Annotated in this window: 15 protein-coding genes and 1 pseudogene; 6 read left to right on the top strand and 10 right to left on the bottom strand. The window is 63.9% G+C overall.

Features of this window, described 5'->3' with window-relative positions:
• Positions 1–25 precede the first annotated feature (25 nt).
• Positions 26–1,129 (bottom strand): hypothetical protein, encoded by a 1,104-nt coding sequence (locus tag AC1DX0_RS09365; RefSeq protein ID WP_477355076.1) that lies wholly within the window; start codon positions 1,127–1,129, stop codon positions 26–28.
• Positions 1,130–1,224: 95 nt separating this feature from the next.
• Here AC1DX0_RS09365 and AC1DX0_RS09360 point away from each other — a divergent pair, with 95 nt between their 5' ends.
• The 4 genes from AC1DX0_RS09360 (at position 1,225) to AC1DX0_RS09345 (ending at position 4,048) form a co-directional block, all read left to right on the top strand.
• Complete coding sequence (locus tag AC1DX0_RS09360) at positions 1,225–1,662, top strand: DsrE family protein (protein WP_477219831.1); 438 nt, start codon at positions 1,225–1,227, stop codon at positions 1,660–1,662.
• Between the two features lie 63 nt (positions 1,663–1,725).
• Positions 1,726–2,508, top strand: coding sequence for an SDR family NAD(P)-dependent oxidoreductase (locus tag AC1DX0_RS09355; RefSeq protein ID WP_477219832.1), 783 nt, complete (start codon positions 1,726–1,728; stop codon positions 2,506–2,508).
• Between the two features lie 63 nt (positions 2,509–2,571).
• On the top strand, positions 2,572–2,880 hold the full coding sequence (locus AC1DX0_RS09350; protein ID WP_477355073.1) for a putative quinol monooxygenase: 309 nt from the start codon (positions 2,572–2,574) through the stop codon (positions 2,878–2,880).
• 67 nt (positions 2,881–2,947) lie between these two features.
• On the top strand, positions 2,948–4,048 hold the full coding sequence (locus AC1DX0_RS09345) for an AbrB family transcriptional regulator (protein WP_477219834.1): 1,101 nt from the start codon (positions 2,948–2,950) through the stop codon (positions 4,046–4,048).
• A gap of 23 nt (positions 4,049–4,071) precedes the next feature.
• Here AC1DX0_RS09345 and AC1DX0_RS09340 read toward each other — a convergent pair whose 3' ends face one another.
• The 6 genes from AC1DX0_RS09340 to AC1DX0_RS09315 all read right to left on the bottom strand — a co-directional run bounded on the left by AC1DX0_RS09340 (position 4,072) and on the right by AC1DX0_RS09315 (position 8,971).
• Entirely contained in the window at positions 4,072–5,151 is a 1,080-nt protein-coding gene (locus tag AC1DX0_RS09340) for a siderophore-interacting protein (protein WP_477219835.1), read from the bottom strand.
• A 149-nt stretch (positions 5,152–5,300) separates the two neighbouring features.
• The gene (locus tag AC1DX0_RS09335; RefSeq protein ID WP_477219836.1) at positions 5,301–6,581 is read right to left on the bottom strand and encodes an MFS transporter; all 1,281 of its coding nucleotides are present in this window, start codon (positions 6,579–6,581) and stop codon (positions 5,301–5,303) included.
• Positions 6,578–6,907 carry a hypothetical protein gene (locus AC1DX0_RS09330; RefSeq protein WP_477219837.1) on the bottom strand — a complete coding sequence of 110 codons (330 nt, stop codon included), beginning with the start codon at positions 6,905–6,907 and terminating at the stop codon, positions 6,578–6,580. The genes AC1DX0_RS09335 and AC1DX0_RS09330 overlap by 4 nt, the downstream gene beginning before the upstream one ends.
• A gap of 27 nt (positions 6,908–6,934) precedes the next feature.
• Positions 6,935–7,444 carry a cysteine hydrolase family protein gene (locus tag AC1DX0_RS09325; RefSeq protein WP_477219838.1) on the bottom strand — a complete coding sequence of 170 codons (510 nt, stop codon included), beginning with the start codon at positions 7,442–7,444 and terminating at the stop codon, positions 6,935–6,937.
• Between the two features lie 48 nt (positions 7,445–7,492).
• A complete protein-coding gene (locus tag AC1DX0_RS09320; protein ID WP_477220280.1) occupies positions 7,493–7,954 on the bottom strand; it encodes a MarR family winged helix-turn-helix transcriptional regulator in 462 nt (153 codons plus the stop codon).
• Between the two features lie 129 nt (positions 7,955–8,083).
• Positions 8,084–8,971 (bottom strand): LysR family transcriptional regulator, encoded by an 888-nt coding sequence (locus AC1DX0_RS09315; protein WP_477219839.1) that lies wholly within the window; start codon positions 8,969–8,971, stop codon positions 8,084–8,086.
• A 148-nt stretch (positions 8,972–9,119) separates the two neighbouring features.
• Between AC1DX0_RS09315 and AC1DX0_RS09310 the strand changes: the two genes are divergently transcribed.
• Complete coding sequence (locus tag AC1DX0_RS09310) at positions 9,120–10,652, top strand: MFS transporter (protein WP_477355071.1); 1,533 nt, start codon at positions 9,120–9,122, stop codon at positions 10,650–10,652.
• A 2-nt stretch (positions 10,653–10,654) separates the two neighbouring features.
• Here AC1DX0_RS09310 and AC1DX0_RS09305 read toward each other — a convergent pair whose 3' ends face one another.
• The 3 genes from AC1DX0_RS09305 to AC1DX0_RS09295 are packed head-to-tail and all read right to left on the bottom strand — an operon-like array spanning position 10,655 to position 12,916.
• On the bottom strand, positions 10,655–10,969 hold the full coding sequence (locus AC1DX0_RS09305; RefSeq protein WP_477219841.1) for a nuclear transport factor 2 family protein: 315 nt from the start codon (positions 10,967–10,969) through the stop codon (positions 10,655–10,657).
• A complete protein-coding gene (locus AC1DX0_RS09300; RefSeq protein ID WP_477355068.1) occupies positions 10,969–11,745 on the bottom strand; it encodes an esterase family protein in 777 nt (258 codons plus the stop codon). The genes AC1DX0_RS09305 and AC1DX0_RS09300 overlap by 1 nt, the downstream gene beginning before the upstream one ends.
• Positions 11,746–11,749: 4 nt before the next feature.
• Positions 11,750–12,916, bottom strand: a complete 1,167-nt coding sequence (locus AC1DX0_RS09295) for an ATP-grasp domain-containing protein (protein WP_477355065.1) — start codon at positions 12,914–12,916, stop codon at positions 11,750–11,752.
• Positions 12,917–13,345: 429 nt separating this feature from the next.
• Here AC1DX0_RS09295 and AC1DX0_RS09290 point away from each other — a divergent pair.
• A pseudogene (locus AC1DX0_RS09290) lies at positions 13,346–13,585 on the top strand (2-isopropylmalate synthase); the annotation flags it as partial.

The following is a 13,585-nucleotide window of genomic DNA, read 5'->3' as shown; positions in this document are numbered from 1 at the left end:
GATTGCCAAATAGCTGCTATAGTGATTAAGGCGCACAAGCCGATTGCGGCATTGGTTCCAGCCGATAGACCTTGTCGTCCGACTTCGTCTTGCCGTCGGCGGCCTTCGAGCAGAGATCGACGATCGCCAGGCTGCTGTTGGGATTTGCCAGCATCATCATGCCGTTGGCGCCGCGCTTGAGGAAGATTTCCTTCTGCGCGATGTCGCAGGAAAAATCGCTCATCTTCGAGCTCGCGGCACAGCGCCACTGGTCGGCCTCGCCCTGGCAGGAATAGGTCTGCGTGACCTTGCCCGATTTCAGCCGCGTGGTGACCGAGACGGCAATGTCGGCGCCGTCGGGCCAGTTGGCGACGTCACCGCCAGAGGCGTAGGAAGCGAGTTCCACCGGCCCGCGGAACACCCGGATCGACTGCGTCAGTTGGTTGGAATGCGAGCTCATATGCGCCGCATCGTAATCGCGACCATAGCAGAAGGGCTGGTCGGGCTTCAGCCGCTCGCGCAGCGGCGCCCCCAGCGCCGGATCGATCGGATCGATGCGCGCGAACTCCGCCTTGCAGGTCGCCGCCGGCATCGGGTCGAGGCGGAAATTGTCGTCCTCCGAGCCGAGCGCCTGCCTGTCGTATTCCGCCTTGCCGAGTTGCTCCTCCGAGTCCGGATCGAGGTAGATATCGGGCGACAGGTCGGACAGCAGCACCCGGCCCTTGTCGTCGACCTTCAGCGACGCCAGCGTACGGTCGCAATCCATGCCGCAGCGGATCGGGCCCGATGTGCCGTCCTCGGATTCGTGATTGCACCAGCCGCTKGCCCATTGCGGCGCCTTGGCGCCGCGCACCGTGGTGGTGACGAAGCCATTATAGGAGGTGTCGGAATTCGYGGCCGGTTCCTCGTTCGGCCTGCTAACCGGGTCATGGCCGTAGTAGAAGAAGATCCGCGCCACCTTCTGCTTCGGATGCGCCTTGAGGTGCGCCGCGTCATAGACCCGGCCGAAACAGGCGTCCGCGCCGTTCGGGCTGAGTTCCCTAAGTTTGAGCGCGTCGTCGGCGACGGCTGTGCCTGCCAGCAAACCGAGCAGCGCAACGCCAAATCCGGCGCTCGCAATTGTCTTCCATGCCCCTACCCTGAACGTCATGTGACCTCTCCTCGCATCGACAGGACGTAGCGTCAAGTTATGCTAGTATTGCGGCCGGAGCCACGCAAATCGCGGTGAAATCCAGGGAGGATGCCATGCGCCGGCGCGACATGTTCCGCGCGGTTCTTGCCGGAACCGGAACATTTCTTGGCCTGCGGGTTGTGCAGGCGGCAGCCACGGAAACCACACGGCTGAAGGTCGCCTATCACCTCAGCGATCTGGACAAGGTCAATTTCGTGCTCGGCAACATCAAGAACCACTATGAGGGCACCGGCGGCAATGTCGACATCGTGCTGGTCGTGCATGGCCCGGCCCTGGCCGCCTTCAAGTCGAAAGGCATATCGGCCGCAGTCTCCGGCCGCTTCGCCGGCCTGGTGCAGCAGGGGCTCGAGCCGCAGGCCTGCGCCAACACCATGCAGGGCATGGACATTTCGCTCGCCGACCTGCTCGCCGGTTTCCATGCCGCCGACAAGGGCGGCGTCGTCAAGCTCGTGGAACTGCAAAGCCAGGGCTATGCCTATCTCAGGCCATAGTGCACAGTCTTGACTCCGGGGCCGGGAACGGCTGGTCTCGTTGAACCCTCCGGAGGACCAGCAGTGCCCGCCACGACCGCGCTTACCATTCCCGATCTCGCCGGCAAGGCGGTACTGATCACCGGTGCCTCGACCGGCATCGGCGCGGCGCTCGCGCTGGCCTACGCCGCGCAGAAATCCAGGGTGGCGCTGCACTACAATTCAAGCCGCGATGCCGCCGAGAAGCTCGGCAAGACCATTGCCGACGGTGGCGGCGAGGTCTTCCTTGTTCAAGGCGATTTCTCCATTTCCGCCGATGTCGAACGCGTCGTCGAGGACAGTGCCCAGCATTTCGGCCGCCTCGACGGGCTGGTCAACAATGCCGGCGGCATGCTTGGCCGCGTGCCCTATGCCGAACAGACCGAAGCGCATTACGACGCGGTGATGGACCTCAATGCACGCTCGGTGCTGACCGCCTCACGCAAGGCAATGCCGTGGCTGAAGAAACAGGGCGGCTTCATCGTCAACACCTCGTCGATCGCCGCCCGCAACGGCGCCGCCGGCGGCGCCGGGCTATATGGTTCGGCCAAGGCGTTCGTTTCCAATGTCACGCGCGGCATGGCCAAGGAACTGATCGGCTTCGGCATCCGCGTCAACGCGGTGGCGCCGGGCGTCATACTCACACCCTTCCATGAGCGCTATTCGACCGAGGAGCAGATAAGGGGCATGGTCGCCACCATTCCGCAGGGGCGCGCCGGCACCGCCGAAGATTGCGTCGGCGCCTATCTGTTCCTCTCGTCCGATCTGTTGAGCGGCTATATCACCGGCCAGGTGATCGAGGTGAACGGCGGCCAGTTGATGCCGTGACCGGCTATCTGCATACTGAAAGCCCGCATACTCTTGTCGGAGACTTTGAAGGGAGACAACAGAATGTACGGACTGATCGGCAAGATGCGSGCRKCGCGCGGCCAGCGCGAYGCGGTCATGGACSTGCTGCGCGAMAGCACCGGCGCCCTGCCCGGTTGCCTGAGTTACATCATCGCCCGCGACCCTGCGGATGCCGATGCGATCTGGGTCACTGAAGTGTGGACCGACGCCGAAAGCCACAAGGCCTCGCTGCAGCTTCCGGAAGTCCAGGCGGCCATCGCCAAGGCACGCCCCTTCATCGCCGGCTTCGAGTTCCAGGTGGAAACCCATCCCGTCGGCGGCTTCGGGTTGGTTGACGGCAAGACGGGCTGAGACCTGCGTTCAGCTTTTTCAGCACGGCGGGGTTCGCATAGCCCCGCTTCGCGTCTAAGACCGAGAAATGGATTCCTCGGCGCAGCAGCCTCCTGACCAGCCCGCCATTGAGCGTATGGCGCGGATCGGCAGGCCCTGGCAATGGCTGATCCTGCTCACCATCTCCGCGCTGTTTGCCGGTGCGCTCGAACTCGCCGCTCTGCCGGCGGCGCTGCTGATCGGGCCGATGCTGGCGGCCATCGTCGCCGGCACCAATGGCGCCACGGTGCGCGTGCCGCGCCTGCTGTTCGGCTCCGCCCAGGCAATCGTCGGCTGCCTTGTCGCCGCGTCGATCTCGGCTGACATCTTTCCCGTCTTCTATCAGGAATGGCCGCTCTTCCTTGGCGTGGTGATCGCCACTGTCGCGGCCTCCAGCCTGCTTGGCTGGCTGATCAGCCGCTGGCGCATCCTGCCCGGCACCACCGCCGTCTGGGGCTCCTCGCCGGGTGCAGCCACCGCCATGGTGCTGATGGCTGGCGCATTCGGCGCCGACCAGCGCCTCGTCGCCTTCATGCAGTATCTGCGCGTCATTTTCGTTTCGATGACTGCGGCGATCGTCGCCAAGATGTGGGTCGACACATCGGGCATCGAAGTCCCGGCCATCGTCTGGTTTCCGCCGATCGATGCCCAGGCCTTCGCCGCTACGTCAGGCATCGCGCTGGTCGGCGGGCTGGCGGGTAAGCTGTGCCGGCTGCCCTCGCCCTTCTTCCTCGGCACCTTCATCTTCGGCACCGTCATCCATCTCGGCCTGGGGGTTGAAATACAATTGCCGCCTTGGCTGCTGGCGGTCAGCTACGCCATGGTCGGCTGGTCGATCGGGCTCAACTTCACCAAGCCGATCCTGCGCCATGCGACGCGTGCATTGCCGCAGATCATCGCCTCGATCGTGGCGCTGATCGCCTTTTGCGGCGGGCTCGCCTTCCTGATCAGCCATCTCTTGGGCATCGATCCGCTGACCGCCTATCTGGCGACCAGCCCCGGCGGCATGGACAGCGTTGCCATCATCGCCGCCGCGGCGCAAAACGTCGACATCTCCTTCGTCATGGCGCTGCAATCGGCGCGCTTCCTGATCGTGCTGCTGGTCGGCCCGAGCGTCGCGCGGCTGGTGGCCAGAAGCATCCGGGACTGACCTGCTTCGGCGCCGGCGGCGCCTTATTCCTCGCCGCCCCCATTCTCGCCCGGCGCGCCACGGCGCCAATAGGCGGTGACCAGATGCCTGTCGCGGGGCAGGCCCCATTCCTTGCGCACGATCTTACGGATCTCGCGGAAGTCGGCGAATTCGCATCCGGCCCAGACGAAGAGACCGTCGGCAAGTGCGGCGTGGCTGCGCTCCCTGAGCGCGGCCGGCAGCAGGCCGGTGGCGCCGGCCTCGCGGCCATGCCGGTAGAGCCAGGTGATGTCGATGTTCCCGCCTTGCGGCAGCTCGATCCGATCATCCGGACCATCGACTTCGATGAGCGCCTCCACTCGGGTTGACGGCGGCAGCTGCTCGAGGATCCTGCCGATAGCTGGCAGCGCGGTGTCGTCACCGACGAGAAGCAGGGTCCGCGCCTCCGGCGCATCGCCGCCACCGGGTCCGATCATGCCGATCACGTCTCCCGCCCGAGCATTCTGCGCGAAGACGGCGGCTGGCGTATCCTGGCCGGGATGCAGCACAAAATCGACATCGAGCCAGCCGCTTGCCGCATCGATTGCCCGGATCGTGTAGACTCGGACGGTTAGCGCATCCACGCCCGTGGGCCAGACAAGCAGGCCGTCAGTGCCCATGGAGGGCCAGACCGGCCGCCGGCCACGCGGCGGCAACAGCAGCCGCATGTGCAGGCCGCCATGGCTGAAGCGGTCGAGATCCGCACCGGCGAAGCGCAGGCGCTGCATGTGCGGCGAAATCCGCATCGACGACATCACCGTTATCTCGCGGAAGAAGACCGGCGTGCCGGCATCGCTGCCGTCGCCTTGCCAGCGCAATCCACTGGCCGCGCCGAGATGCTGGGCGACATGGCCGGCAACCGTCATCTTCATATAGGACAGGCAGGTTTCGTCCGTAGCCGCGACGTGGATCAGCATGGCATCGCCTTCGAGCGTGGCGCTCAACGACCCATAATACAGGCGAAGCTCCCAGCGATCGGCAGCGCCGGTTTCGATCTCGAATTCGCCGTGCTCGGCGCGCAGATGCTCGATCGCTGATATGATCGCCGCGTCGCTGATCCGGGTTTGCGCACTCAATTGATCCATCGCTGAAATCCTTCAATAGCGGTTCAAACGAAGCCGCCGAAAGATCCTGGCCTCGTCGCTATCGTCGGGCATGCCACAGCGCTGTCGGGGTTTCCACAGGAAACATGACTTCAGTAATCATATTTTATAAGGGCGCTGGAGAGGGAGGCCTATGCTGGCTCGGCTTTGCCATCATCTAGGCCGAAGCGCAGACGCCCTGCCTCGATCCGCACGCGCAGGTGGCGATACGTCACGAGATAGCGGACCCCGACGATAACAGCCGCAAAGCCGGCAACAGCGCCCACGCCAAGCGCCCAGCGCGGGCCGACATGATCGGCTACCCAACCAACCAGCGGCGCGCCGACCGGAGTGCCACCCAGCGCTACGGCCAGCAGTATCGCCATCACACGCCCGCGCATGGCAGGCTCGGTGGAGAGTTGCACAAGGCTGATCGTCGAGGTGGTCATCGTCTGCGCGGAGACGCCGATGACGACAAGCGTAAGGCCGAACAGCCAGTAATTTGGCATCACCGCAGCCAGCGCGAAACCGAGGCCGAAGATCGCGGCACCCACAAGAAGAAACGCCAGTCGAGGCTGCTCGCGCCTTGCGGCAAGCAGTGCGCCGGTGACCGATCCGATCGCCATGGTCGACGTCAACAGCCCGTACTGGCTGGCGCCCGCGTGAAAGACGGAGACGGACATGGTCGAAATGAAGATCGGGAAGTTGAGCCCGAACGTGCCGATCAGGAAAAGTATCAGAAGGATGGCTCGAAGGTCGGAGCGCTTCCAGACATAGCGGAAGCCATCAGCAAGGCTCCCCCGGCTTGGCAACGCCTTGTCCTTCAGATGCAGTTCACCGACACGCAGCAGGCCAAGCGAAGAGAGCACAGCGGCAAACGAGGCCGCGTTGATCAGGAAGACCCAGCCGGAGCCGACGGACGCGATCAGGACACCGGCGACGGCAGGGCCAATCATCCGCGCCGCATTGAATGAGGTGGAATTCAGCGCCACGGCGTTCGACAGGTCTTTCTCGCCGACCAGATCCGAGACGAATGTCTGGCGCGCCGGCGCATCGAACGCTGTCGTGCAGCCGAGCAGGAAGGCGAAGACATAGACCTGCCACAACTGCACCAGTCCGGAGACGGTGAGCAGGCCAAGGCCGAGCGCAAGCAGGCCCATGGCGCCCTGCGTGGCGAGCAGCAGCTTGCGCCTATCGAGATGATCGGCGGCAAAGCCCGTCCATGGCAGCAGAAGGATCTGCGGCGCGAACTGCAGCGCCATCACCACACCCATGGCGGTCGCGTTGTTGTGGGTCAGTTGCGTCAGCACCAGCCAGTCCTGCGCGGTGCGCTGCATCCACGTCCCCACATTGGACACGATCGCGCCGCCGGCCCAGATCCGGTAGTTGAAGTTGGCCAGCGAACGGAACGTGCCTTTTGCCGCAGCGCTCATCCGTCGGCCGGGGAATTGCCGCCGTTGAAGCGGCCGAACATGCGCGCCGTCATCACCCCCATGAGGAGGGTGCCCAGCCCCAACGCGAGTACGTCAGCCGTGGATCGCAGATCGAAACCTCCGACACGGAGCACCAGAAGATAGCCGATCGCGAGGTTGAGAAATCCCCACAGAACGTTCACTGTCGAGGAGGAATGGCCCTGGCCACGCGGTGTGGCGAAGGGGCTTTGAAACGGCCGTCCCATCACGCCGCTGACAAAATGCGGCACGGCATTCGTCAGCACGGCGCCACCGAAGAAATAGGCCACGCAGTCAATCCATTGCATCGTCAGGCGCTCCTTTTTGTCAGGAGATCAAGAATGTCCCGTGTCGTGCGCGATGCTGGCGGCGTGGGCATCGAGGCTCATGTCGGTCATGGCGTCCAGCGCCAGCGTAACGTTGAAGCCGAGATCACGGGCATGGCGCGCTGTCGCTTCGACGCCCATGCTGGTGGAGACGCCGACGATCACCACCTGGGTGACGCCCTCGCCTTTCAGCCAGGCTTCGAGGTCGGTGTTGACGAAGGCGCCCGCCGTGCGTTTGGTCACGATGTGGTCGCTCGGCTGCTGCTTCAACTCAGGGACAAGATCAGCCCAGCCGGCCGGAAATTCCCGCACGCGAGGCGCCTGCTCCGTCCGGCCGGAAGGCGCGCCGGCAACGTTGACCAGCACGACCGGCAAGCCGCCGCCGCGGAACGCTTCGGCGAGTGTGCAGGCCTGTTCCACGATCTCAGCCATTGGATGGACAGTGGGCAAGGAGACGATGCCCTTCTGCAGGTCGATGACGACGAGTGCAGTTTTCTGGTCAAGCGTGGTGACTGCCATCCCTATTTTCCTTCCGATGATTGAAACAGCGGCGCGCCAGACGATTGGTCAGAAGTCGGCGAGGCGGCTGAGCAGTTCGACGGCGCCTGCGAGTTGCTGCTGCTCCTCGCTGTCAAGCTTCGATTGAATGGCGCGGAACAACCAATCCTGCCTTGCCGCCCGTCCGGTCGCGATCATGTCCCGGCAGGCTGATGTGAGCGACAGCAGGGTCTGCCGGCCATCGGCCGGATCCGGCGCCCCTTCCACCAGACCGGCCATTTGCAGAGCCGAGACAATGGCGCCCATCGATTGCGGACGCATATCCTGAGCGCGCGCCAGCGTCGTGACCGTCGCCGGACCCTCTCGGTCAAGATGCAGCACCACCGACTTCTGCGACGAGGTCAGATCGCCGTCGCCTGCCTGTTCACGCAGGCGCCGGATCAGCCTGCCGGCGACGACCCGAAGCTCGGCCGCCAAAGCCATCGCATGCATAGTTTCGGGGTCGTTCTGCGGAGGCAATTGATCCTTCATGGCTGCTTTGTAGCAGATATGAAGGTAAACTTCAAAGTTTAACTTCACATTTGGCAATCACAAGGCCGTGACCTCAGGCCGACCAAAGCCCGTGTCGTCTGGCCGGCAGAGCTCGTGCCCGCTGGCCGGCTATCGCGGCGCCGAAAGGCGTTCGGGAAGGAAATCGACGAAGACGCGCACCTTCGGTGACAGATGGCGATTGGAGGGCCACAGCATCCTGAATTGGCCACGGCCGTCGATATGATCGTCCAGGACGATCCGCAGCTTGCCGTCGTGCAGCGCCTCGCGGACCAGGAAATCGGGCATGCAGGCGATGCCGAGGCCGGCCATCGTGGCGCCCTTCAACGCTTCCATGTTGTTGCAGGTCAGCATCGAGCGGATCTGTGGCTCAGCGCTTCCGGTGATGAACGGCCATTCCAGCAGCCTGCCGCTGTTGAGAAAGCGGAAGTTTATGCCGAAATGGCTGATGAGATCCGCCGGCACGCCGGGAGTGCCGTGGCGGTCGAGATAGGAGGGCGCCGCGCACAACAGCATGCGAAAAGGTGCAACGGGTCTCGACACCAATCGTGAATCGGGCAGTTGGCCGCTGCGAATGGCAACGTCGATGCCTTCCTCGATGACGTCGACGATGCGATCGTTGAAATCGATGTCGAGCTCGATTTCGGGATAGCGCGCCATGAACTCCGACAGCACCGGCAAAAGCAGATGATAGGTGACGATCGGGGTCGAGACGCGCAGCCGTCCGTGCGGCGTCTCCCGCGTCCGCGACAGCATCGCCTCGGCGTCGTCGATGTCGTCGAGGATGCGCCGCACCCGCTCGTTGAACAGCCTGCCCTCTTCCGTCAGGCCGATGCGCCGCGTGCTGCGTTGCAAGAGCCGCACGCCGAGTTCCTGCTCGAGCCTCGCGACGCTCTTGCCGACAGCGGAAGCCGAAATGCCGAGCGCACGCCCGGCGGCAATGAAACTGCCGAACTCGGCGGTGCGAGCGAAGGCCAGGAGGCCACTGAGACGATCCATCGCATTCTTCCATTCGAGCGTTTCAGTCCGGTATATCAGGAGATATAATACCATTTTTCCTGAAAGGCCGTCGACTTATCTTGTCGTTACGACCGGCGCCACGACCCACGCGGCATGCCGGCGGATGCTGCTTCAGATAGGAAAATCCATGACCTCGAAGATCACAACCGGCTCGGCCGAGAGATGGCTCGTGCTGTTGTCGGTATGCCTTGCCGCGATGACCATGCCCTTGACCTTCACCGGCCCGGCCGTCGCACTCTCCCGCATCGCGGCCGATCTCGGCGGCAGCCCGATCGCGCTCAACTGGGTGACGAACGCCTTCATGCTGACCTTCGGCGCCAGCCTGATGGCGGCTGGAGCGCTGGCCGACAACCACGGCCGCAAGCGCATCTTCCTTGCCGGCCTCTGCCTCTATGTCCTGGCGTCACTCGGCGCCATGCTGGCGCCCGACATCGTCTGGTTCGACATCTTCAGAGCCGTGCAAGGGATCGGCAGTGCCCTGGCCTTCGCCGGCGGCGCCTCGGCGCTTGCCCAGGAATTCGAAGGGCCGCTGCGGCTGCGCGCCTTCTCCTTCCTCGGCACCAGTTTCGGCATCGGCCTCGCCTTCGGTCCGATCGCCTCGGGCCTGCTCATCTCGGCATTCGGCTGGCGGTCGATCTTTGTTCTGGTCGCAGCACTGGCGATCGCCTCGGGAGTGCTGGGCCTGCGCACCATCAGGGAATCGCGTGACCCGGACGCGACCGGCCTCGACTGGGTGGGCGCCGGCACCTTCACCATAGCGCTGGTCTCGCTGACCTATGGTGTCCTGCAGGCGCCGCAGAGCGGTTGGGCCGATCCCCTCGTCATCGCCCTGCTCGCGGCGGCGATCCTCTTCTTCACCRCCTTCGTTATCGTCGAGCGGCGTGTGCGCCGGCCGATGCTCGATCTCACGCTGTTTCGCTTTCCTCGTTTCGTAGGCGTCCAGTTTCTGGCGGCGGCACCCGCCTATGGCTTCGTCGTCCTGCTCGTGCTGTTGCCGATCCGTTTCATCGGCATCGAAGGGATGAGCGAGATCAAGGCCGGGCAATTGATGATCTGCCTGTCGGGACCGTTGCTGATCCTGCCCTTGCTTGCCGGCCAGCTGGCGCGCTGGATCCCGCCGGCCACGATCTGCGGCGCGGGCCTGCTCATCGCCGCCGCCGGCCTCGTCTGGCTGAGCCTGACACCACCGGTCGACGTCGCACTGGTGGCGCCGCTGGTGCTGATCGGCGTCGGCATCGCCCTGCCCTGGGGATTGATGGACGGGCTTGCCGTCAGCGTCGTGCCGCGGGAGCGCGCCGGCATGGCGGTCGGCATATTCAACACCACGCGTGTCGCCTGCGAGGGTGTGGCGGTGGCGATCGTCATGGCGATCCTGTCGGGCTTCACTGCCGCGCAGCTCGCCGCCCAGGGAGCATCTTCCAGGGATGCCGCAGCAGCAGCGCAGTTGCTGGTGACCGGCAATGTCGGTGAAACGGCGCAGCATCTGCCGACGGCCAGCACCCTTGCTTTGGTCCAGGCCTACGAGACGGCGTTCGACAGGCTGCTGATCGTGCTGGCGGCAATCACCGTCGTCACCGCCCTTGTCGTCTTCCTCGGCCTGCGTCGCGGATCGGCCGCGGAACATGAGACCGTCCCGCTGCCGGCATGCCAGGAAGGCTAATGTCAGCTGATGACAAGGCTCGCTATGCGGTCGCCATCCAGCGTGAAGGTCATGTCACCCTCGCCGTTGAAGCCCTTGCCTTCGACGGCGATGCGGACGCGATACGTACCTTCAGCCGGCGTGATGCTGACGATGCTGAGATGCGATTTCACGCCGATATTGTCCGACTGGTTCCAGCGGGCGATCTGCTCGCGGCCCTGGAACGATCGTCCCCAGTCCCTCAAGAACGCATCGTCGGCAAAGGTGCCAAGAAAGGCTTCAGTGTCTCCTTCATTGGTGGCCTCGACGAAGCGGCGGATGGGGTCGGGTGTGGTCATCAATCCAGCCGGTGCATCAGATCATCATCCAGCCAGCGGCCGAAGAAATAGACCAGCTGCTTGTGCCACCATGGCCAGTCATGGCTGACGTCGCCGCCCCAATAATCGACCCAGGCCGGAATGGATTTGTCGCGCAGGATTTGTTCCAGCCGACGCGTCTCGACCAGCATGCGCTCTTCCCAGGCGCCCTGCCCGCAGCAGAAGATCAGCCTCAGCGCCTTCAGCCGCGCCAGCAGTTTTGCGTCGACAATGCCGGGCAGATAATCGAGCGGCGAGTTGTAGAAGATGTCGCCGTCGAGCGCCTTGCCGAAGAAATCGCGGGCCGAATAGACCCCCGACAGCGAGATGACGCCGCAGGCGAGTTCGGGAAAACGGAAGACGAAATTCGAGGAATGGTAGCCGCCCATCGAGCAGCCTGAAAACAGCGGCTTCAGCTGGCGCCCGCCATTGGCGGCCGATGCGGTGGACAGGATTTCCGGCAGCGCCTCCTCGCGCACATAGCGGAAATAGGCCTCGTGCCGCGCGATGCGGTGTGCGGGGTCGGCATGCTTGTYGAAGAAGGATTCCGAATCGAYGCCGTCGACCGTGAACAGCTGGATGCGGCCGGTGTCGATGAAYTCGSCAAGCGCGCCCACGCCGCCGGAATCCTCGAACTGATAGAASCGYCCCTGCGAGGTCGGGAACACCACCACCGGCCGGCCGGCATGGCCATAGCGCTTGTATTCCATGTCGCGGCCGAGCTTGTCCGAGAAATGCTTGTGATAGGAGATGTCCATGGCCTCAGGCCTTTTCCGCGTGGACATAGGCGACCGCTTCGCGCAGATCAGCCTGATCCTTCGAGCGCATCTGGTAGGCGTAATTTCCCATGGCGCGGCTGAAAACCTCTTCTATCGGCTGATGGTGGACGATCTTGTCGCGGTGCGCGGCTAGCACGTCCTCGTGGCTGTGCAAATAGTGGAGGTGCCGCTTGCGGCTGGCATAGGCGGTGAAATACTTGCCCTCATAGGGGCCGCCGGCGGCGTCCTTGACCACCATGTCGGCCCAGGCTGCGTACACATCGATATCGAACGTGTAGTTGATGGCGTCGGTCATCCAGGCGCCGGGCGGCCGCATGTTGACCTCCAGCGCGATGATCCGGTCGTCCYTGGTCTCGAACAGTTCGATATGGAAGAAGCGCTCGCGCACGTCGAACGCCTTGAGGATCTTGCGGCCGGCCTCCTCGACAACAGGCCGGATCCGGGGAAAGCAGGTGTAACTCATATGGCGGTCCTTGTTGACCACCTCCATGACGCTCTGGTCGTAGCGGTGGCTCGCCGCCAGCACCACCTCGCCGTCGCGGTTGACCAGCCCGTCAWAGGTCACYACCAGCCCCTCGATGAACTGCTCCATRACGAAGSTGACRTCCTCGGGCTTKTCCYKGAARAACTGGTCGAGTTCTGCTGTGTTGGAGATCTTGAAGGTGTTGGAAGCGCCAGAGCCCGAATCCGGCTTCACCACGACGGGATAGCCGACGCGGCGGATGAAGGTCATGGCSCCGGYWCGGTCGGAGCATTTGCGCTGCGSRATGGTYTCGACGCCGCTCTTGCGGAAGAAGGCGCGCATGCGGCTCTTGCGCTTCAGATTCTTCACGAAATCGAGCTTGGTRCCRTAGATRTTGAAGTCRGTGCGGATGTTGGCTTCYAGYTCCAGCCARTGCTCRTTSAGCGATTCGAAGCGGTCGATGCGGCCCCATTTGTGGATGAAATGGCCMATCGCCCGGAACACCGSATCGTAGTCCTCCATGTCGGCGATRCGGTAATATTCCGAAAGCGCTGCCTTCAGCCTGCCGTCCAGCGCCTGATAGGGCGCATCGCCAATGCCGAGCACAGTGGCGCCGGCTTTCTTCAGCCGGTCGCAGAAATCGGCGCCATTGGCCGGAAAATGCGGCGAGAAGAACACGAAATTCATGGACAATCCCCTCTCGGTAACAAGGCACCGCAGCCCCGCCTCCGGTCAAGTCTGGCGCATTTGCGGCGCGTGGGGAAGAGCGTCCGCATCAGGGACAATGTTCAACAGATTCAGCACCCCGCTTGCCTCTGCGGGGGCGCTCCTGTATGAGAACCGCCATGAACACGCGCGCCATCACCGCTTCCCGTCAGACCGGCTTTGCCGGCGAGACCGTGCGCGCGCTTGCCTCGACCCTGCTTCTTCTCGGCCTTATCGGCGATCGCCGGGTTCGCTGAAGGAGCGCCCGGCGGTCGAACCGCCGCGCAAGCGCATGCTCCTTGGCCAGTCTCGAAATTGGCAGTCACATCAAGCGAACGAAAATCTGGTAAAGGCGCCACTCGCCAGCAATCCGTCCAGGACGGATCCGAGGGCCGCCGGGAGAACAAGACGATGAACGCACGAGAACAAATCCGCCCTGATGCCGCGGGTGCCGGCAAGGATGTTCAGCCAACCCGCGGCATGCCCGACGCGGCCCGCAAATATCAGCCCTATCCGACCGTTGGTCTCACCGACCGGACCTGGCCCTCGAAGGTGATCGACAAGGCGCCGATCTGGTGCTCGGTCGACCTGCGCGACGGCAACCAGGCGCTGATCGATCCGATGGGCCATGAGCGCAAGGCACGCATGTTC

It is taken from the genome of Mesorhizobium sp. P3_A9, from assembly GCF_056402975.1.
This window is presented reverse-complemented; position numbering and strand designations above follow the sequence as displayed.

Coding starts and splice junctions, on each gene's coding strand:
- AC1DX0_RS09360 (WP_477219831.1), top strand. CDS start 1,225: ATGCGCCGGCGCGACATGTTCCGCGCGGTTCTTGCCGGAACCGGAACA.
- AC1DX0_RS09345 (WP_477219834.1), top strand. CDS start 2,948: ATGGATTCCTCGGCGCAGCAGCCTCCTGACCAGCCCGCCATTGAGCGT.
- AC1DX0_RS09340 (WP_477219835.1), bottom strand. CDS start 5,151: ATGGATCAATTGAGTGCGCAAACCCGGATCAGCGACGCGGCGATCATA.
- AC1DX0_RS09335 (WP_477219836.1), bottom strand. CDS start 6,581: ATGAGCGCTGCGGCAAAAGGCACGTTCCGTTCGCTGGCCAACTTCAAC.
- AC1DX0_RS09330 (WP_477219837.1), bottom strand. CDS start 6,907: ATGCAATGGATTGACTGCGTGGCCTATTTCTTCGGTGGCGCCGTGCTG.
- AC1DX0_RS09325 (WP_477219838.1), bottom strand. CDS start 7,444: ATGGCAGTCACCACGCTTGACCAGAAAACTGCACTCGTCGTCATCGAC.
- AC1DX0_RS09320 (WP_477220280.1), bottom strand. CDS start 7,954: ATGAAGGATCAATTGCCTCCGCAGAACGACCCCGAAACTATGCATGCG.
- AC1DX0_RS09315 (WP_477219839.1), bottom strand. CDS start 8,971: ATGGATCGTCTCAGTGGCCTCCTGGCCTTCGCTCGCACCGCCGAGTTC.
- AC1DX0_RS09305 (WP_477219841.1), bottom strand. CDS start 10,969: ATGACCACACCCGACCCCATCCGCCGCTTCGTCGAGGCCACCAATGAA.